18 protein-coding genes and 1 tRNA gene are annotated in these 18657 nt (G+C 65.7%); 7 read left to right on the top strand and 12 right to left on the bottom strand.

Going from position 1 to position 18657, the window contains the following annotated elements; translation table 11 throughout:
- Positions 1 to 35 precede the first annotated feature (35 nt).
- The 4 genes from HGI46_RS00805 to HGI46_RS00790 all read left to right on the top strand — a co-directional run bounded on the left by HGI46_RS00805 (position 36) and on the right by HGI46_RS00790 (position 4891).
- Positions 36 to 932, top strand: a complete 897-nt coding sequence (locus HGI46_RS00805; RefSeq protein WP_168902728.1) for a carbon-nitrogen hydrolase family protein — start codon at positions 36 to 38, stop codon at positions 930 to 932.
- Positions 933 to 1219: 287 nt separating this feature from the next.
- On the top strand, positions 1220 to 3424 hold the full coding sequence (locus HGI46_RS00800; RefSeq protein WP_168902727.1) for an alpha-ketoacid dehydrogenase subunit alpha/beta: 2205 nt from the start codon (positions 1220 to 1222) through the stop codon (positions 3422 to 3424).
- Positions 3417 to 4430, top strand: a complete 1014-nt coding sequence (locus HGI46_RS00795) for an ACP S-malonyltransferase (protein ID WP_346766652.1) — start codon at positions 3417 to 3419, stop codon at positions 4428 to 4430. Before HGI46_RS00800 ends, HGI46_RS00795 begins: the two co-directional genes overlap by 8 nt.
- On the top strand, positions 4427 to 4891 hold the full coding sequence (locus HGI46_RS00790) for a low molecular weight protein-tyrosine-phosphatase (protein ID WP_118072160.1): 465 nt from the start codon (positions 4427 to 4429) through the stop codon (positions 4889 to 4891). The genes HGI46_RS00795 and HGI46_RS00790 overlap by 4 nt, the downstream gene beginning before the upstream one ends.
- A 3-nt stretch (positions 4892 to 4894) precedes the next feature.
- On the opposite strand, the gene HGI46_RS00785 is transcribed toward HGI46_RS00790, so the two are convergent.
- The gene (locus tag HGI46_RS00785; RefSeq protein ID WP_168902725.1) at positions 4895 to 5137 is read right to left on the bottom strand and encodes a helix-turn-helix domain-containing protein; all 243 of its coding nucleotides are present in this window, start codon (positions 5135 to 5137) and stop codon (positions 4895 to 4897) included.
- Between the two features lie 60 nt (positions 5138 to 5197).
- On the opposite strand from HGI46_RS00785, the gene HGI46_RS00780 reads away from it, so the two are divergent.
- Positions 5198 to 5434, top strand: coding sequence for a hypothetical protein (locus HGI46_RS00780; protein ID WP_168902724.1), 237 nt, complete (start codon positions 5198 to 5200; stop codon positions 5432 to 5434).
- Positions 5435 to 5570: 136 nt separating this feature from the next.
- Here HGI46_RS00780 and HGI46_RS00775 read toward each other — a convergent pair whose 3' ends face one another.
- The 10 genes from HGI46_RS00775 to infA all read right to left on the bottom strand — a co-directional run bounded on the left by HGI46_RS00775 (position 5571) and on the right by infA (position 13325).
- Entirely contained in the window at positions 5571 to 6344 is a 774-nt protein-coding gene (locus HGI46_RS00775; protein WP_118072157.1) for a DeoR/GlpR family DNA-binding transcription regulator, read from the bottom strand.
- Between the two features lie 26 nt (positions 6345 to 6370).
- The gene (rhaT, locus tag HGI46_RS00770; protein ID WP_168902723.1) at positions 6371 to 7444 is read right to left on the bottom strand and encodes an L-rhamnose/proton symporter RhaT; all 1074 of its coding nucleotides are present in this window, start codon (positions 7442 to 7444) and stop codon (positions 6371 to 6373) included.
- A 19-nt stretch (positions 7445 to 7463) separates the two neighbouring features.
- Positions 7464 to 8609 carry an FMN-dependent L-lactate dehydrogenase LldD gene (lldD, locus tag HGI46_RS00765; protein WP_168902722.1) on the bottom strand — a complete coding sequence of 382 codons (1146 nt, stop codon included), beginning with the start codon at positions 8607 to 8609 and terminating at the stop codon, positions 7464 to 7466.
- Positions 8606 to 10045, bottom strand: coding sequence for an FGGY family carbohydrate kinase (locus HGI46_RS00760; RefSeq protein WP_240946515.1), 1440 nt, complete (start codon positions 10043 to 10045; stop codon positions 8606 to 8608). Before HGI46_RS00760 ends, lldD begins: the two co-directional genes overlap by 4 nt.
- Positions 10046 to 10089: 44 nt before the next feature.
- The gene (locus tag HGI46_RS00755) at positions 10090 to 11025 is read right to left on the bottom strand and encodes an NAD(P)H-binding protein (RefSeq protein WP_346766651.1); all 936 of its coding nucleotides are present in this window, start codon (positions 11023 to 11025) and stop codon (positions 10090 to 10092) included.
- A 109-nt stretch (positions 11026 to 11134) separates the two neighbouring features.
- Positions 11135 to 11210 (bottom strand) — tRNA-Phe (locus HGI46_RS00750).
- A 109-nt stretch (positions 11211 to 11319) separates the two neighbouring features.
- A complete protein-coding gene (yacG, locus tag HGI46_RS00745; protein ID WP_168902719.1) occupies positions 11320 to 11496 on the bottom strand; it encodes a DNA gyrase inhibitor YacG in 177 nt (58 codons plus the stop codon).
- A complete protein-coding gene (locus HGI46_RS00740) occupies positions 11493 to 12485 on the bottom strand; it encodes a ribonuclease E/G (protein WP_168902718.1) in 993 nt (330 codons plus the stop codon). Before HGI46_RS00740 ends, yacG begins: the two co-directional genes overlap by 4 nt.
- A complete protein-coding gene (locus HGI46_RS00735; RefSeq protein ID WP_168902717.1) occupies positions 12475 to 13080 on the bottom strand; it encodes a Maf family nucleotide pyrophosphatase in 606 nt (201 codons plus the stop codon). Before HGI46_RS00735 ends, HGI46_RS00740 begins: the two co-directional genes overlap by 11 nt.
- Positions 13080 to 13325 (bottom strand): translation initiation factor IF-1, encoded by a 246-nt coding sequence (infA, locus tag HGI46_RS00730; protein WP_039338683.1) that lies wholly within the window; start codon positions 13323 to 13325, stop codon positions 13080 to 13082. The genes HGI46_RS00735 and infA overlap by 1 nt, the downstream gene beginning before the upstream one ends.
- 293 nt (positions 13326 to 13618) lie before the next feature.
- On the opposite strand from infA, the gene HGI46_RS00725 reads away from it, so the two are divergent.
- Positions 13619 to 16168 carry a TonB-dependent receptor gene (locus tag HGI46_RS00725; protein WP_206065461.1) on the top strand — a complete coding sequence of 850 codons (2550 nt, stop codon included), beginning with the start codon at positions 13619 to 13621 and terminating at the stop codon, positions 16166 to 16168.
- A 4-nt stretch (positions 16169 to 16172) separates the two neighbouring features.
- Here HGI46_RS00725 and HGI46_RS00720 read toward each other — a convergent pair whose 3' ends face one another.
- The gene (locus HGI46_RS00720) at positions 16173 to 16580 is read right to left on the bottom strand and encodes a PilZ domain-containing protein (protein WP_168902716.1); all 408 of its coding nucleotides are present in this window, start codon (positions 16578 to 16580) and stop codon (positions 16173 to 16175) included.
- A gap of 130 nt (positions 16581 to 16710) precedes the next feature.
- On the opposite strand from HGI46_RS00720, the gene uvrC reads away from it, so the two are divergent.
- Complete coding sequence (uvrC, locus tag HGI46_RS00715; protein ID WP_168902715.1) at positions 16711 to 18648, top strand: excinuclease ABC subunit UvrC; 1938 nt, start codon at positions 16711 to 16713, stop codon at positions 18646 to 18648.
- Positions 18649 to 18657 lie beyond the last annotated feature (9 nt).

The raw sequence follows: 18657 nt of genomic DNA, 5'->3' as shown, positions 1-18657 counted from the left end.
CCACCCCCAACCCCTCCCGCCTGCGGGAGGGGGGAATGATGCGGTTTGTTGTTGCTGCCGCGCAGTATCCGATTGACCGGCTGGAGGGCTGGGAGGCGTATGAGGCCAAGCTGACGCGGTGGGTGGAAGAGGCGGCAGCGGCGGGGGCTTCGTTGGCCGTGTTTCCCGAATATGGGGCGATGGAACTGGCGAGCCTTGTTCCTGCGACGATGGGCGATCTGGCGGGGTCGATCGAGACGGTTTCGGCGCTGCTGCCGCGCGTCGATGCGCTTCATGGTGAGCTGGCGGCGCGGACGGGGATGCATGTTCTGGCTGCATCAGCGCCGCGCAAGGATGCGGACGGGCGCTTTCGCAATGCGGCGCGGCTGTTTGCGCCCAATGGCAAGGCGTCGGTTCAGGACAAGCTGGTGATGACGCGGTTCGAGCGCGAGGAGTGGGATATTGCTCCGGGCGCTGCGCTGCGGGTGTTCGATACGGCTCTAGGAAGGCTGGCCGTTTCGATCTGCTATGACAGCGAGTTTCCCCTGCTGGCGCGGGCCTGCGTTGAGGCAGGGGCCGAGGTGCTGCTGGTGCCTTCCTGCACGGACAGCCTGCACGGTTACTGGCGCGTGCGGATCGGGGCGCAAGGCCGCGCGCTGGAGGGGCAGTGCTTTGTGGTGCAATCGCCGACGGTGGGCGAGGCGGCGTGGTCTCCGGCGGTGGATGTGAACCGGGGGGCGGCTGCGGTCTACGGGCCGCCGGATCGCGGGATGCCGGAGGATGGCGTGCTGGCGATCGGGGTTGAAGGTGCGCCGCAGTGGGTTTTTGCCGAGGTGGATACGGCGCTGGTGTCTGAACTGCGTGCCGATGGCGGGGTGCTCAATGTGCGGCATTGGGGCGAGCAGCCGGGGGCGGTGGCCTTGCCGCGGGTGGAGGTCGTGGATTTGAGGTAGATTGGTTCACGCAGAGACGCGGAGGAGAAGGGAGGCGCGGAGTTTTGCAGATTTGACTCACGCAAAGGCGCAAAGACGCGAAGATGTCGTGAGCGCCGCAGGCCTTGCTCCTCAACTGAAACCAAAGATCGGTGACTGAAGCGGCTTAGCGTGAGAAAAATCCTTGTTCTTTTCTCCGCGTCTCCCTTTCTTCTCCGCGTCTCTGCGTGAAACAGAATAAGACGGGGTTCCCATCCGGCACACGCTCCGGCTATGACCGGGTTTCGTTACGAGGGAAACCATCCGCAATGTCGCTTGATGCCGCCGAGCAGGTCCACCGGCAGTTCCTTGATGCGCTGGAGAGCGGCACGGCGCGCAGGCGCTCGAACCTTGGGCTCAAGGATGTGGGGCTGGCGCCGGAGCGGGCGGCGGCGCTGTTCCGCTCGCAGGCATTGTCGCGCCAGCTCGACCGGATGAGCCGCAAGCTGCAGGCGCGGGGCGAGGGGTTCTATACGATCGGCTCCTCGGGCCACGAGGGCAACGCGGTGCTGGCCGAAGTGCTGCGCGTGGATGACATGGCGTTCCTGCACTATCGCGATGCCGCGTTCCAGATCCACCGCGCGCACCGCGTGCCCGGCGAGAACCCGGCGTGGGACATGCTGTTGAGCTTTGCTGCGAGCATGGAGGACCCGATTTCGGGCGGGCGGCACAAGGTGCTGGGATCGAAGGGCCTGTTCATTCCTCCGCAGACTTCGACCATCGCCAGTCATCTGCCCAAGGCGGTGGGGGCGGCGTTCTCCATCGGCATCGCACGAAAGATGGGCTTCACCGAGACGGTGCTGTCCAGGGACGGCGTGGTGCTGTGCAGCTTTGGCGATGCCAGTGCCAACCATTCGACGGCGCTGGGCGCGATCAACACGGCTTGCTGGGCGGCGTTTCAGGGCACACCGATGCCGATCGTATTCCTGTGCGAGGACAACGGCATCGGCATTTCCACGCGCACGCCGCCGGGGTGGATCGAGGCGAATTTCTCTGGGCGCGCGGGATTGCACTACATCGCCTGCGATGGCTCCGATCTTGTCGACACGATGCGGGCGGCGCGGGAAGCGGAAGCGATGGCGCGGCGGCAGCGGAAGCCCGTGTTCCTGCATATGAAGACGGTGCGGCTCTACGGCCATGCCGGGAACGACGTGCAGCTGGCCTATCGCACCAAGGAGGAAGTGCGCGCCGAGGAGGAACGCGACCCGCTGCTGGCGAGCGCTGCGCTGCTGATCGAGGAAGGGGTGATGTCTGCCGCCGAGGTCCGCGCCGTCTATGACGAGATCGAGGCGACGCTCGAACGGCAGGTGGAACTCGCGATCCGGCGGCCCAAGCTGCCCGATGCCAAGGCGGTGATGGCGAGCATCGTGCCGCCGAGGTGTGAGGGTGTGGCGCGGCCATTGGCCTCGGCGGAGGACCGCAGCGCGTTGTTTGCCGATGATGCGGCCGCGATGGACAAGCCACAGCACATGGCCAAGCTGATCAGCTGGGCGATGGCCGATTTGCTGCTGCAGTATCCCAACGCCATCGTCTGCGGCGAGGACGTGGGGCCGAAGGGCGGGGTCTATGCCGCGACGCAGAAGCTGCATGCGCGGTTCGGGTCGGCGCGGGTGATCAATACCCTGCTGGACGAGCAGGCGATTCTGGGGCTGGCGATCGGGGCGGCGCACAACGGGTTGCTGCCGATGCCGGAGATCCAGTTCCTCGCCTATGTCCACAATGCCGAGGACCAGATCCGGGGCGAGGCGGCGACGCTGTCGTTCTTTTCGAACGGGCAGTTTACCAACCCGATGGTCGTTCGCATCGCCGGGTTGCCCTACCAGAAGGGGTTCGGCGGGCACTTCCATAACGACAATTCGCTGGCCGTCTTCCGCGACATTCCGGGCGTTGTCCTGGCGGTGCCGTCCTCTGGCCGCGATGCCGTGGCAATGCTGCGCGAATGCGTGCGGCTGGCGCATGAGGAGAGCCGCGTGGTCGTGTTTGTCGAGCCGATTGCGCTCTACATGACGCGCGACTTACATGAGCCAGGCGATGGGCTGTGGGCGAGCCTTTACCAGCCGCCCGGTGAGGGCGAGATTGCGTTTGGCGAGATCGGCGTTGCGGGCGAAGGCAGCGACCTTGCGATCGTGACGTATGGCAACGGGTTCTACCTTTCGCTGCAGGCGCAGAAGCTGTTGGCCGAGCAGGGCGCTGCGGTGCGGGTCATCGACTTGCGCTGGTTGGGGCCGGTGAATGACGATGCGGTGATCGAAGCGGTCGCGCCGTGCTCGCGGGTTCTGGTGGTGGACGAGTGCCGCATTACCGGTGGGCAGAACGAGGCGCTGATGGCGCTGCTGGCCGAACGTGCGCCGGGCAAGGCGATTGCGCGCATGGCGGCGACCGACAGCTTCATCCCGCTCGCCCGGGCTGCGACGCACACGCTGCCGAGCCGCGATGGGATCGTGGCCAAGGTGCTGGAGATGGTGCGTGGCTAAGGAGACGGTCCTTGTCGTCTGCCCGGGGCGCGGGACATACAACGCGCCGGAACTGGGGTATCTGCGGCAGCAGCACGCCGAATCCGACTGGCTGGCGCGGTTCGATGCCATGCGGGCCGAGGCGGGGAAGGAGACCTTGTCGGCGCTGGATGGGGCGGCGAAGTTTACCGCAGCGCACCTGCGGGGTGACAATGCCGCACCCTTGATCCACGCTTGCGCTTACCTCGATTTCCTCAGGATCGACCGTCAGCGGTTCGAGATCGTCGCGGTCACCGGCAATTCGATGGGTTGGTACACCGCGCTCGCTTGCGCCGGGGCGGTCTCGCCAAGCCATGGCTTTGCCATTGCCGATGGCATGGGGATCAATTCGCAGCGCCATGAGCCGGGCGGGCAGGCGGTGCTGGTACTGGCCGGGGAGGACTGGACGGTCGATCCCGCGCTGCTGGCCGAGGTGGAAGCGGCGATGGCGCGCAACGGGGTGCTGCCCTCGATCCGGCTGGGCGGGATGCTGGTTGTTGCGGGGCCGGTGGCGGCGCTCGATGCGTTCGAGAAGGACTTGCCGACGCTATCGCGCCCGCCAATGCGGCTTGCCGGGCATGGGCCGTTCCATACCCCGCTGATGCAGCCGAGCAGCGATTCGGCGCGGGCGCAGTTCCCGGTAGACTGGTTCGGCCAGCCGCAGGTTCCGCTGATTGATGGGCGGGGCAAGGTGTGGCGACGGTTCGAGAGCAACCGTGATGAGCTGTGGGACTATACCTTCGGCCACCAGATCCTGCAGCCCTATGACTTTACTGCCGCGATGACCGTGGGCATCCGCGAATTCGCGCCTGACCGCGTGGTGCTGCTCGGACCCGGCGAGACGCTCGGCGGGGCGATCGGGCAGGTGCTGATTGCTCGAAAATGGATGGACATTGCGTCCCGAAGCATGTTCACTGCGCGGCAGGGAGAGGATCCGTTTCTGATTGGCCTGGGGCGACCCAGCCAGCGGAGTATCGTGATCCCGTGAGCCAACCTTCGATTTTGTTCGTCTGCCTTGGAAACATCTGCCGCTCGCCTCTCGCCGAGGCGGCGCTGCGCGCGCAATCCGTGGCGGCAGGCGTGGCGATGACCATCGATTCTGCCGGCATCGGGGACTGGCATGTCGGTCGCCCGCCCGATCCGCGTGCGCAGGAAACCGCGCGCCGGCACGGTCTCGATATCTCGAGCTATCGCGCCCGGCAGGTCACCACGGAAGACTTCACACGCTTCGGACACATCTTCGCGCTCGACCAGCAGAATTTGAAGGACCTGCGCCGGATCGAGCCATCGCGCCACATCGCCGAAGTCGCGCTTTTGATGGACCTCGTGCCGGGTCGCAAGGGCACCGCGGTGATCGATCCCTACTATGGCGACGAGGAAGATTTCGAGCAGGCCTGGGCCGACGTCAGCGCGGCGGCCGAGCGGCTGGTCAGGCGCTACCTGCGCTGAGATTCAAGTGCCGAGTGCAGTGGTGATGCGCGCTTCGGCAGCGGAAGCTTCTTCGATCAGCGCGCGCAGGGCAGACGCGGTGTCCTGCATCAAGCGCGGAGAAACGGGCTTTTCACCGTTGACGAAGCGCCGGATCGCGCGCTCATCAATGCCCAGTCGCCGGCTGGCCGTTGTCGTCCCGCCGAGCACCTGGATGCAGTGGGCAAAATGCTCGCCCAGCTCGGTCTGCGTGAATGCTCCGCTCATTCTTTCTCCTTTGCCCGATTGAATTGGCGGGCGCCGCTGCTCTGCCCTATAGGCCCTGAAATGGACATTGAAACGGGCCTTGAAGCGGAACTCGAAACGGAATCCGGAGAAGCCGAAGCATCGCTGACCAGACCGCAACGCCGATTGCTGCGGCGGATCTACAATGGCCGTACGGTGCCGATCGTCGTCGATGAAAAGCCGTTCCTGACGTTCAGGGAAGCCAGCCGATACCTTCTCACCCTTGCGCCGGAAGAGCGTGAAGCGGCCTATCTGGAGATGCGAAAACAGGCGGAGTAACCTTGCTGCCTGTTCACCGAATTTCCCAAGTCCGCTCATGCTGAGCTTGTCGAAGCATCTGGCGTGGTGCTTGCGTCCTTCGACAGGCCCAGGACGAGCGGGGCTCGCGCGTGAGTAATGGGTCCTGACCCTAGGGTCAGACGACGACCAGCTTCACGCCCGCGTCCCGCAGGGCTGCGGCTGCTGCGGGCGCGATGCCGCTGTCGGTGATCACGGTGTCGATCTCGCCCAGCCCGCAGACGATGGTGCCGGACTGGCTGCGGAACTTGCTGCTGTCGACGAGCAGGATCACCTCCTCGGCCCGGTCGATGAGGCGGCGTTCGGCGGCGACCAGCACAGGATCGGCCTGCATCGCGCCTTGCGGCCCGATCGCGGCGGCGCCCATGAACAGGCGCGGGGCGTGGAAGCGGGGCATCGATTCTTCGCCGGCAGGGGCGAGGATGATGTTCTGTTCACGAAATACGGCGCCCGAAGGCAGCAGGATGCGCGTGCCCTGCTGCGGGAGCAGGGCGTTGACGATGTGCAGCGAGTTGGTCAGCACCTGAAGCCCGAGACCGTCGAGATGCGGGCACATCTGCAGCGTGGTGGTGCCACCATCGATCATAACCCCTTCGCCCGGCTGGCACAGCGCCGCCGCTGCCTTGCCGATGGCCTGCTTTGGCCCCAGGTTCTGGGTGATGTTCTGGTCGAACGAGGTGCCGAGCAGGCGCGGGCCGCTCGCATCGTCGCCCTCCGGCAGCTTGGCGCCACCGTGGACTCGGATGATCTGCCCAGTCTCTTCCAGCCGTGTCAGGTCACGCCGGATCGTGGCGGGCGAGGCATCGAGCAGGACCTCGAGATCGCGGTAGCTGACAAAGCCCGTCGGCCGCAGCGCCTCGAAGATGCGTCTTTCCCGTTCTGCCGCGTGCATGCGCCTACCGTCCCCTTGGCCTGCGCTTATGCACTCGCCTGCAGCATGTTGCCAGCGCCGATCACGATGGTCGAGCCGACCAGCAGGCCGATGCCGGTCCACACCAGCGCGCGGGTGCGCGGGGAGGCGCCCTTCCATTCCTTGAGCGCGAAGCCCCAGAGCGTGGAAAACAGGATGATCGAGGCCATGTGCAGGGTCCACGAGGAGAAGCCATATTCGCCCATCTGGCTCTCGCCCATCGTGTAGAAGAAGAACTGGCCGTACCACAGCGTGCCGCCGAGCGCCGCGAGCAGCCAGTTGGCGAGCAGGTTGGGGCGCTCGCCGGGTTGCGCTTCAGCCGAGGGCGCGCCGAAGAACTGGCCGAAGCTCTTGTTTCTGGCGATCAGATACGCGCACCACAGGGCATTCGTGGTGAGGCCGCCGGCAAGGACGACGCACAGCACGGGAAGGCCCTGGCTCAGCGGGTCGGTCCCGGCTGCCAGCGTGAGGTCGCGGATCGGCTGTCCGGCGGCAAGACCCCAGGCAAAGCAGCCCGACATCACGCCCGAGAAGGTCGCAATCAACAGCCCTTTGCGCAAGTTGAACTCGGCCACGCCTTCCGATGCCGCGCCGCCAAGATCGGCTTCCTTTGCGTTGCCCGCGCGGGCAACGACGATAATGCCCGCCAGCGTGATCACGATGCCGAGCAGGGTGAGCTTGCCGCTGGTGGTGGCTGCGATTGCGCCAAGGGTGCCGTCAAAGATCGGCGGTCCCATCGTGCCGATCACGGTCGTGAGCCCAAGCGCCACGGCCATGCCGAGCGAGAGGCCGAGGTAGCGCATGGTCAGGCCGAAGGTCAGCCCGCCGAAGCCCCACATCGCGCCCCAGAACCAGCACCACATGAGGGTTTCGCGTGGCGTGGCGGAGAGCACGCCGATGAGGTCGTTCGTCTGGATCGAGGCGAACAGCCATGGCGCGATCAACCACGAGAATATGCCGCCCGCGAGCCAGAACACTTCCCACGACCACAGCCTGATGCGCTTGTACGGCACATAGAAGCTGGCCGAGGAGAAGCCCCCGATCCAGTGAAAGATTACGCCCAATAGCGGGTTCGCGCCCATCGGTTCCTGTCCCTTGTTCTTATGATTTGACGAGTATCGAGCGATCAATCTCGGTGATGTTCTTCACGCCGGTCAGCGTCATGGCGACGCGCATTTCGGCCTCGATCAGGCGGAGCATGTGCTCCACGCCCTGTTGCCCCTGCGCTGCCAGCGCGAAGACCCAGGCCCGGCCGAGCAGCACGCCCTTGGCGCCGAGCGCAAGCAGGCGCACGACATCGAGGCCCGAGCGCACGCCGCCATCGGCCAGCACGGTGATCCGGTCCCCCACGGCATCGGCTATGGCGGGCAGGGCGCGCGCGGTGGAGGGCACGCCATCGAGCTGGCGGCCGCCGTGGTTGGAGACGACGATGCCGTCCGCGCCAAGGTTGGCCGCTTCCACCGCGTCCTCGGCATCGAGCAGGCCCTTGATGACCAGCGGTCCGTTCCATTCGGAGCGGATGAAATCGAGATCCTTCCACGAGATCGAGCTATCGAAGTTCTCGCGCATCCAGGCGAAGAAGTCCTCGATCCCGGTCTTGCCCTGAAGCTTGCGGACCACATTGCCCAGCCCATGGGGTCGGCCCATCACGCCGACGTCCCACGCCCATGACGGCTTCATCGCGCCTTGCAGCGTGCGGCGCAGCGCGCCCTTCAGCCCCGAGGCTCCGGCAAGGCCTGAATGGTAATCGCGGTAGCGGCTGCCCGGCACCGGCATGTCGACGGTGAACACCAGCGTCGAGCAGTTCAATTCGACCGCTTCCTGCAGCAGTTCGCGCATGAAACCGCGGTCGCGGGTCATGTAGAGCTGGAACCAGAACGGCTTGCTCGCGGCATTGGCGACTTCTGAGAGCGAGCAGGCCGAGACGGTCGAGAGCGTGAAGGGAACTCCCGCCGTCTCAGCCGCGCGCACGGCCTGGCATTCGCCGCGCCGCGCGTTCATCCCGGCAAGGCCGATCGGGGCAAGGGCGACGGGCAGCTTGAGCTTCTGGCCAAACAGTTCGGTCGAGAGGTCCAGCCCCGAAACGTCACGCAGCACGCGCTGGCGCAGGGCAATGTCGCGCAAGTCCTCGACATTCCGCCTGAGCGTCGTCTCGCTATAGGACCCGCCGTCGATGTATTCGAACAGGAAGTGCGGCAGGCGGCGGCGCGCCAGTTCGCGGAAGTCCGGTATGGAGGCGGCGATCATGCGGCGGTTCTCTTCGAAACGGCGTCGATTTCGGCGTGCCAGCGGTTGCGATAGGTGTCGAGGTCACCGTCCAGCGGTTCGACACGAACAAGTTCGCCGCGGGGCTTGAGCGAAGGATCGATCAGGCGGAGCGCGCCGAACGACACGTCGTTGTGCGCGTTGGCGGTATAGACGGCGGTGTCGGGGCGAAGGGCTGCAAGCGCGCGGACAAAGACTTCGGCCTCGGCAAAGCGCCCTTCGACCAGAAGTCGTTCGGTGGATCCGATCAGGTCCAGCGCGGTGTCCGTGACCAGCGCGGCATAGAGGCAGGCCGCCGCGCGGCGCTCGTACCAGTCTTCGGGGCGGTTGACCCAGTCGAACGTGCCTCGAGGATAGGGTCCGAAGCCGCGCATCAGTGTTGGCAGGACCATTCGCGGTGCGCGCAACACCTCTGGCACGGCGGCAAGCAACGCGGGCTGGTCGGGCTTGATATCGACACGGCGGGTGTCGATCTCGATCAGCGTCTCGATCTCGCGCCCGCCCATGAAACGGGCCGAGGGCACTGCGCGGCCATGGACGTCGACATTGACGAGGCAGTCGCGCGCTTCGGGAAGGTCGGCGGTGTTCACGGGTGTTGCCGGAAGCCGCATGCCGATGAACCAGGTGCCGGTGGACAGGACGGTCGCCTCGTTGTCGGCAATCTCGGCAAAGCCCCGAGCGGCGAGCAGGGCGGCGTTGGAATCGTGCAGGCCTGCCAGCACGCGCACGTTTTGAGAAAGGCCGGTCTGCGCGGCGATCTCCGGGCGCAAGTTGCCAACGGTATCCCCGGCGCGGACCAGCGGCGCGAATCGCTCTGCCCAGCCGAGGCGCTTTGCCATGGGCGAGAAATCGGCCTCATGCGGGCACCACAAGTCCGAATGGCAACCAAGGCTGGTCACCTCGCTGGCAGCATTGCCGGTGAGGAACCAGGCCCAGTATTGTGCCCAAGGCAGAAGCGTGGCGCGGGCCATGGCTTCAGGGGCAAGACGCTCCATCCACCACAGCTGGCTGCCGAAATTGAGCCCGTCGGGCAGGGCGGGGGAGCCAGTCACGGCAAAGGGGTCGCGCTGCGCGCGGTACTCGGCCAGCATTGTCGCCGGGATCGGCTGCTCGTAATCGAACGGAGGGAATGCCATTGCCTCGTCGACCAACGCCACCACGCCTGCGCCGTGGCCGACCGGCACGATCGTCTCCACCGGCGCATGGGCATAGCTGGCCAGCGTCTCGATCAGCCACTTGCCCGTTGCGGGGGCATCGAGGCGGCGGATACCGTCGACTTCCAGCGGCACGTTGGGGCGCACCTGACGGTCGAGCATCGTCCCGCCTGCGTCCCACAGGCTGACCTTGCTCAGCGTCTTGCCGAGATCGATGACGATGGTTGCGCCTGACGGCACTGCGCTCTCCCGCAGAATTTTCAATAAACGATCAATAGCAATCAAATATGATCGTTTCCAGCGGAAACTCAAAAGACCGCGTGATCGCCGCGATCGACGCTGGCGCGACCGTCCAGCACGGCGCGGTAATGGTCAAACAGGGTATCGCTGCCGGTCGAAGGTGTCGCCTCGGCATCGTATCGGCCAGTTGCCGGATCGAGCACAAGCATCGATTCGCTGGCATAGTATCGCCCGATCCGGGCCAGTTCCGCTTTGGCGGCTAGGCCCGGGATCACCTTGCCAGCCAGCCCGAGCATCCCGGCAATCGCGCCCAGAAACCCCAGCGGCACCGACCGGAAGCGGGGCTCCTGACCCAGCATTGCGAACAATGCTTCCCCCTGCGCGCGCGGGGTGAGAGCAGGGCCGGGGCCGCCGATCGGCAGCACGCGGTTCCAGCGGTCCTCATGATCGAGGCAGTCGGCAATGTAGGCGGCAAGATCGCCATCGCTGATCGGCTTGCACGCGGTCAAGTCGCCATTCCCGAAGACGAGGAACGGCTTGCCGGCCCTGACCCTCTCGATCTGTCCGGACAGTGATTTGAAGAACGCGGTCGGGCGGACGATCGAATAGCGCAGACCGGATGATGCAAGCGCAGCTTCGAACGCCAGCTTGGCATGCTGGAACGCCAGCAGCGGCCTTTGCACGCAGATCGCCGAAAGCAGCACGAATTGCCCGATGCCTGCTTCCCTGGCGGCGCCGAGCAGATTGAGGTTGGCCCGGTGGTCGATCGCCCAGGCATCGTCGGGCACCCCAGTGCGCGAAGCCACACACGAGATGACCGCATCAAACCGGCCCTCGGCGAAAATTCGCCCCAACGCTTTCGTATCGGCAAGGTCGGCGAGAGCGACTTGCGCAATTGCCGCCAGACCATCGTCCGGCCGCCGCGACAGGCAAGTGACCACATGCCCGCGCTTAACCATTTCGCGAACCACCGCGCGCCCGATCGTCCCCGTCCCCCCGGCCACGCAGACCCGCATCGCTTCCTCCCCCCGCCTGTCAACAAGCAGACGTCAGGCGGGAACAGTCAAGCAGATCGCAAGGGCGATCAAGTGATGATGTGGAGACCAGTGAAAATGGTGCCCGGGGACGGATTCGAACCGCCGACACGCGGATTTTCAATCCGCTGCTCTACCAACTGAGCTACCCGGGCATCGTCCTTTGCCGCGTCCTTCGGAAGGACCTGCAGGCGATGGGAAGCGCGCCTATGGCGAAGCGGCGCGGGCTTGGCAAGCCCCATCGCGCGAAAATTTTGGAGTGGGCTAGTCTTCCGGATCCTCGTCGGCCGGTCGGCCCGGGATAGCGTATCCGCCATCCAGCCACTGCACCAGATCGCGGTCCTTGCAGCGGGTCGAACAGAACGGGGTGTGGGCTTCGCTGCGGGGCTTGCCGCAGATCGGGCAGCGCTTCTGGGTGGGCCGGGCGGCAGGCGTATTCATAGCGGCACGCCTTGGGCAAATCCGCCGGAAAGGGCAAGGGCCGGGTCGGCCTTGCGGCGGATCGTGCGACCGGTGCGTCGGGCCAGTTCGGCCTCCCACTCTGGCAGGATGGCTTCGATCACGCGCGGGTGCGCGCGCAGGAGCAGGGCGCCGGGTTCGCTCACCCGCTCGCCCTGTCGCAGCAGCGCCCGTGCTGAGGCGCCCGCCGGAAAACGCGCGTAGCGCGCCACCAGCGAAGGGCGCTCCAGCCGGGAGACGAGGTGCACGAAGCCGAAGCCGTTCATCGCGGTACGCTCGCCCTGCCAGTCGATCAGCGCATCGCCAAGGACCTTGTCGACGTGCTGCCGGTCCTTCTTCTCGTGCAGGGTCGGGAAATCGATGCCGACCGAACCGCCGATGTCGAGCCGGTGCAGGGCATCGGCAATCGCATCGACGGCGCCGAGGGCGAGCTTGAGCGGTGGCAAGGCGCCATCGACGTCGACAAGGGTCATGGCCGGCGTCGGGCTGACGATGATGGCGCCGCCGGCGAATGCGACTTCGCCCGTTGCGGCCTGTTCGAGCAGTTCGTCCCAGCCGTTGTCGGCAAAGGCCCGGCCGGAGATCGCGACGGTCTTGACCGATGCACCCATGGCCTCGAGTTCCTCTCGCAAGCCGGGAGCAGGACGAGGGTCTTCGCCGGGGGCGGGGCGGACGACAGGGAGTTTGGTCCGGCCGCGTTCGGCGATGGCCGCGCGGGTTACGCGCACGGTCAGGCTCACGCCTTCGGTAGCCTCGCGGGGGAGTTGGTCGACCAGCGCTTCCGCGCCATCATCGAAGCGCACGACCCCGCGCCTGCTGCCGGCGTGGCGGGTGACGAGGCGGGCCTGCGCGACCAGACCGGGGCGCACCTTCTCTCCCCAGCAGACCCGGGCAGAGAGAATGCGGCCGCCCGAGACCAGGATCGCGCGTTCTTCGCCGATCCCTGCTTCATGGAGCCAATCAGCGGACATCGATGCCTGCGGCCCGCAGAAGCCTGCGGGTTTCGAAAAGGGGAAGGCCGATCACGCCGGAATGACTGCCCGACAGCCAGTCGCAAAAGCCTTCGGCGCTGCCCTGTATGGCGTAGCCTCCGGCCTTGCCGTGCCATTCGCCACCGGCGATGTAGCTTTCCACTTCCTCATCGGAGAGGCGCTTGAACCGAACGATGGTCTCGGACAGGGCCTCGCGCAGTTTGCCGTCCGGGGTGACCAGCGCAATGGCGGAAAATACGCGGTGACGGCGGCCTGACAGCAGGGCCAGGCAGTGGCGTGCCGTGGCCTCGTCTTCCGCCTTGGGCAGGATGCGTGCTCCCGCACCAACGACAGTATCGCCCGCGAGGATCACGCTGCCGGGCGCAAGAGCGGCAGCAGCGCGAGCCTTTTCTGCAGCAAGGCGTGACGCATGGGCGCGGGGACGCTCACCCTTTTGCGGCGTCTCGTCGATGTCGGTGGCGAGGACGCGCGAGGGCGTGACGCCGATGCGCCGCAGCAGTTCAAGCCGGCGCGGGCTGGCCGATGCCAGAACGAGTTGGTGAGGTGATGACGCGGGCGAAAGCTCGCCCGTCATCAAAAGCCGCCGGGACCGCCGCGACCGGGCATGAAGCGGTAGGTAATGCGACCCTTGGTGAGGTCGTAAGGGGTGAGTTCGACCAGCACTTCGTCGCCCACCAGCACGCGGATGCGGTTCTTGCGCATCTTGCCGGCGGTGTGGCCGAGGATTTCGTGGTCGTTTTCGAGGCGGACGCGGAACATTGCGTTGGGCAGGAGTTCCACCACCTGTCCGCGCATTTCGAGGAGTTCTTCTTTCGCCATCGGCGGGCTCGGATGCCTTTGTATAGAGGTATGCAAAAGGAACGCGCAGGTCATCGAAAATGATCCACGCGCAGAGGAATTGGGCGGCCCATAGCCTTGCCGGGCGAAAAAGGGAAGAGGCGCGCGGGCAGTGACCAGCTTTGGTTCAGGTTTCGCTGCCGATGTAACCATGCATGCTGCAGTGCGACAAACTGATACCAAATGCGCATAGCCACTGCGGGACCGTCTCGGCAGGTGTGACGTTGAAGAGCCGACGCTTGCCCGGCAACCTCTGAGTTCAAGGATTTCCAGACGTGAGATTTTCCGCCGCGCCCTCGCTGGCTGCCATTGCCTTTTGCCTCCTGGTGGCCAATCCCGCCGTGGCGCAGGACGTGATCGCCGGAACCGACGATCCTGCGCAGGACGTGCTGCAGGATCTTGAAGGCAACCCGATTACAGCCGAGGACGACGAGATTCTCGTCGTCGCGACCCGCATCAAGGGCCAGGTCGATACCGCCCAGCCGCCGATTGCAGTGCTCGACGAAAACGCGATCGCTTCTTACGGGGCCGGCTCGCTGCAGGAACTCCTTGCCGCGCTTTCGCCACAGACCTCGTCAGGGCGTGGCCGGGGCGGCGGGATGCCGGTGGTGCTGCTGAACGGCATGCGCATTTCGGGCTTTCGCGAGATGCGCGGCCTGCCGCCCGAAGCCATCCGCCGAGTGGAGGTGCTGCCCGAGGAAGTCGCGCTCAAGTATGGCTACCGGCCCGACCAGCGCGTGGTGAACTTCATCCTCAAGGACAACTTCAGCAGCTTCGGCAGCGACAGCGAGCTGCGCCTGCCGAGTGGCGGAGGCTTTACCGAGTGGGAGCAGGAATTCACTCTGACGCAGATTGCCGGCGGCAACCGCATCAATGTCACGGGCAAGCTCGAGGATGCAAGCCCGCTGACCGAGGCGGAGCGCGGGATCGTCCAGCCCGGCACTTCGGCGACGCGCGTCGCGGGGGACCCGGATCCTGCCGCATACCGGACGCTGATTGCGGATTCGAAGTCTGCGCAATTGAACGCGACGCTGGCCCGCGCGCTTGGCGGCGGGGCGGGGCTCAGCGTCAACCTGCTCGCCCAGCGTGACGACTCGCGCTCGCTCAACGGCCTCAATGGGGTGACGCTGACAGATGCGAGCGGCAGCTTCTCGCGCTTCACACTCGATCCGCAGCCGCTGACGACGCGGCGTCGCACCACGACGCTGCAGGCGAGCGCGGCGCTGAACAAGCCGCTGGGGGACTGGAACCTGGCCGTTACCGCAGATGGCGGGCACGTCGAGACGAAAAGCACGATCGACCGCCGGGCAGACCTCTCAGGCCTGCAGGCGCTGGTGACTTCGGGCGCGCTGGCCGCTTCGGGCGCCTTGCCGTCGGCAGCGATCATTCCCGGTGCGGCTGACCGTGCGCTGTCAAAGACGGACTCGCTGACCAGTCTAGCTACGCTGTCAGGCCGTCCGCTGCGCTTGCCGGGCGGTGAAGTGGCGCTGACCGTCAAGGCCGGGTTCGATTATTCTGGCATCGAAAGCAGCGATACCCGCACCAGCACGGGGCAGCTCAATCTCAAGCGTGGCGATGCGCAAGCGGGCTTCAGCATCGATCTGCCGATTACCAGCCGCAGGGAAGGCTTCGGTGCCGGCGTGGGCGACCTCTCGCTTAACGCCAATGCCGAAGTGCACCGGCTTTCGGACTTCGGCACGCTTTATAATTGGGGCGGCGGGCTGACCTACAGCCCCACCGAAAAGCTGACCCTGCAGGCGAGCTATGTTGCCGCGGACAAGGCGCCGACACTGACCGAACTGGGCGGTCCGTCGATCCTGACCGAGAACGTCTCGATCTATGACTTTTCGCGCGGCGAGACGGTGCTGGCGCGGGTGATCTCGGGCGGCAATCCCAACCTCGTGAAGGAACGCCAGCGCGACTGGAAGTTCGGTCTCAACTGGACGCTGCCGTTCCTGAAGGATTCGACTTTCGTCGCTGAATACTTCCGCAACCGCTCGACCAATACCACCAACAGTTTCCCGTTGCTGACATCCGAAGTCGAAGCGGCGTTTCCGGGGCGCGTCATTCGCGATGCCTCGGGGCGGATCGTGTCGGTTGACCAGAGCCCGGTTACCTTCGCCGAAGAGAAGGGCTCGCGCCTGCGCTACGGCATCAATCTCTCCGGCAATTTCGGCAAGCCTGACCCGAACATGCAGCGTGGCCCCTTCGGTGCCGCGCGCGGTGGTGGCGGAGGCGGCGGTCCTCGCGCCGGGGCTGGTGGTCCTCCGGCGGGCGGTCCTCCTCCCGGCGCAGGCCCGCGCATGGGCGGCGGCGGCGGACGCGGCGGGTTCAACTCCGACGGCCGGGGGCGGTGGAACCTCTCCGTGTTCCATACCGTGCGTTTCCAGCAATCCGTGCAGATCGCACCCGGTGGCACCGTGCTCAACCTTCTGGATGGTGAGGCCATCAGCGGGAGCGTGGCGCGTCATTCGCTCGAGATGGAAGGCGGCGGGTTCTACCGCGGGTTCGGCTTGCGGTTCAGTGGAAACTACACGGGCGGCTCGCGCATCGATGCGAGCGGACTTCCGGGCTCGACCACGCTGCGCTTTGATCCGATCGCGACGTTCAACCTGCGCCTCTTCGCCGATCTTGGGCGCAAGGAAAAGCTGGTCGAGAAGGTGCCCTTCCTCAAAGGGTCACGCCTCTCGCTCTCGGTCGACAACGTGCTCAACGCCCAGCAGCGCGTGACCGACGACACCGGCAGCGTCCCGCTGCGCTATCAGCCCGGTTACCTCGATCCGCGCGGGCGGGTATTCGAGATCGAGTTCCGCAAGCAGTTCTGACGGTTCAGACGATGCGGCTTTTGCCCTGGACCCAGGCGCGGGCGCGCTCCATGTGGCGGTCGCGTTCGGTTTGCTCGTAGTTATCGGAGAAGTGCCTGAGAGCGATGACCTGCGACAGCGGCAGCTTTTCCTCGAACATCACGCCGCAACGCCCATAGCGCGCCCACCGGATCACGCCGAAGGCTTCGATATGTTCACACTGCAGGATCGCCGATGCCCCAACCGGGGGCAGGCCGTCCTCGGGGATCAGGGCTGCTCCGGTAGCCGAAAGATCCTCGAGAATGCAGGATTGCACGTTCGTCAGGAGGATCAGGCGCGCGGGAAGATGCAGGCGAACGCGGGCATCGCCACGACGTCCTTGAGGAATGGCGCTTGCGCTCGTCCCAGCCTTTCCGAATGGTTGCCCGATCATGTGCGGATTGTGGCGCAACGGCCCTAAAACCGCCGAAATGGATCATCAGGGAAAACCCTGATGACTTTGGGAAAACCGGCCACCTTGCCATTGCGCGGCGCGCTTCAGCGACTATTTGCAAGGTTACGCCATGGCCCGCACGCCCGCCCCTCCACCCGACCGCGATACCGAGCGCTTCCACGAAGATCGCGCGTCCACGACCGTGCGCGGCGCGGACAAGCCTGATATCGAGCTGGGGGTCTCGGTCATCCGTGACACGGTGAACACCTTGCGACCCAAGCCGGGTGTCTACCGCATGCTCGATGCGCGCGGAGATGTGCTTTACGTGGGCAAGGCAAGGGCGCTGAAGAACCGCGTCGCCAACTACACCCAGGTCGATCGCCTGCCCAACCGCCTGCGGCGCATGGTCAGCCAGACGCGCAGCATGACGATCGTCACGACGAATTCGGAAGCCGAGGCGCTGCTGCTGGAAGCACAGCTGATCAAGCGCTTCCGCCCGCCGTACAACGTGTTGCTGCGCGACGACAAATCATTCCCGTTCATCCTGTTGCGCGGCGATCATGCGTTCCCTCGCATCCAGAAGCATCGCGGCGCGCGCAAGGCCAAGGGCAACTACTACGGCCCCTTTGCCAGCGCGGGGAGCGTCAACACCACGATCAACGCGCTGCAGAAGCTGTTCCTGCTGCGCAGCTGCAACGACGGTTTCATGTCGCGGCGTGACCGGCCCTGCCTGCTGTATCAGATCCGCCGCTGCTCGGCCCCTTGCGTCGACAGGATCAGCCCCGAGGACTATGGCGAGCTGGTGCGGCAGGCCAAGGATTTCCTCGGCGGCAAGTCGAGCGCGGTCCAGCGCGAGATCGAGGCGCAGATGCAGGAGGCGGCGGAGAACCTCGACTTCGAGCGTGCCGCGATGCTGCGCGATCGCCTGCGCGCCGCCACTTTCATCCAAGGGAGCCAGGCGATCAACGCCGAGGGCGTCGGCAATGCCGATGTCTTTGCGATGGCAGTTAAGAGCGGGCAGGTGGCGGTGCAGGCTTTCTTCATTCGCGGGGGCCAGAACTGGGGCCATCGCGCCTTTTTCCCAAGCCACACCGAAGGGCTTTCGGAAGAGGAGGTGATGACCAGCTTCCTCGCCCAGTTCTACGAGGAAGTCCCGCCTGCTCGGCTGATCCTGGTTGACCGCGAACTGCCCGAGGCCGCGCTGCTGGCCGAGGCGCTGTGCGAAGGCGCGGGCGGCAAGGTCGAGATCTCGGTGCCGCAGCGCGGTGACCGGCGCAGGCTGATGGAGCAGGCGCAGCGCAACGCGGTGGAATCGCTTGACCGGCGGATGGCCGAAAGCGGCACCAAGGCGCGGGTCATGCGCGAACTCGCCGAATTCCTCGAACTGCCGGACGTTCCGCAGCGGATCGAGGTTTACGACAACAGCCATATCCAGGGCACCAACGCGCTGGGTGCGATGATCGTCGCGGGGCCGGAAGGCTTCGTGAAGGGCCAGTACCGCAAGTGGAATATCAAGACCGCGCAGACCAACGACGACTTCGGCATGATGCGCGAAGTGATGACCCGGCGCTTCGGGAAAGCGCAGGAGGAAGACCCCGATCGCGAAAGCGGCATGTGGCCGGACCTTGTGCTGATCGACGGCGGCAAGGGGCAGATGTCGGCGGTGAAGGAGGCCTTGGGCGAACTCGGCATCGAGGACGTGCCGCTGATTGCGATTGCCAAGGGGCCGCACCACGGACGCGAGGGGCGCGAGGTGTTCCACTTCCCCGACGGGCGCGAGAAGATGCTGCCGGTCAACTCGCCGGTGCTGTTCCACCTGCAGAACATGCGCGACGAGGTTCACCGCTTTGCCATCGGCGCACACCGCGCCAAGCGCAGCCGGGCCATCACCGCCAGCCCGCTGGACGAGATTCCCGGCATCGGTCCGGCACGCAAGCGTGCGCTGCTCCTGCACTTTGGCACGGCGGGCAAGGTCCGGGCCGCCAGCCTTGATGATCTGCAGCGCGCACCGGGCGTGAGCGCGGCAGTGGCGCAAACCGTCTACGACTTCTATCATCCGAACGGGTAGAGCATGGAG

Source organism: Novosphingobium sp. ERW19 (assembly GCF_012641315.1).
Lineage (GTDB): Bacteria > Pseudomonadota > Alphaproteobacteria > Sphingomonadales > Sphingomonadaceae > Novosphingobium.
Note: the sequence above shows the minus strand (reverse complement) of the source record. Positions and strands in the feature narration are given on the sequence as shown.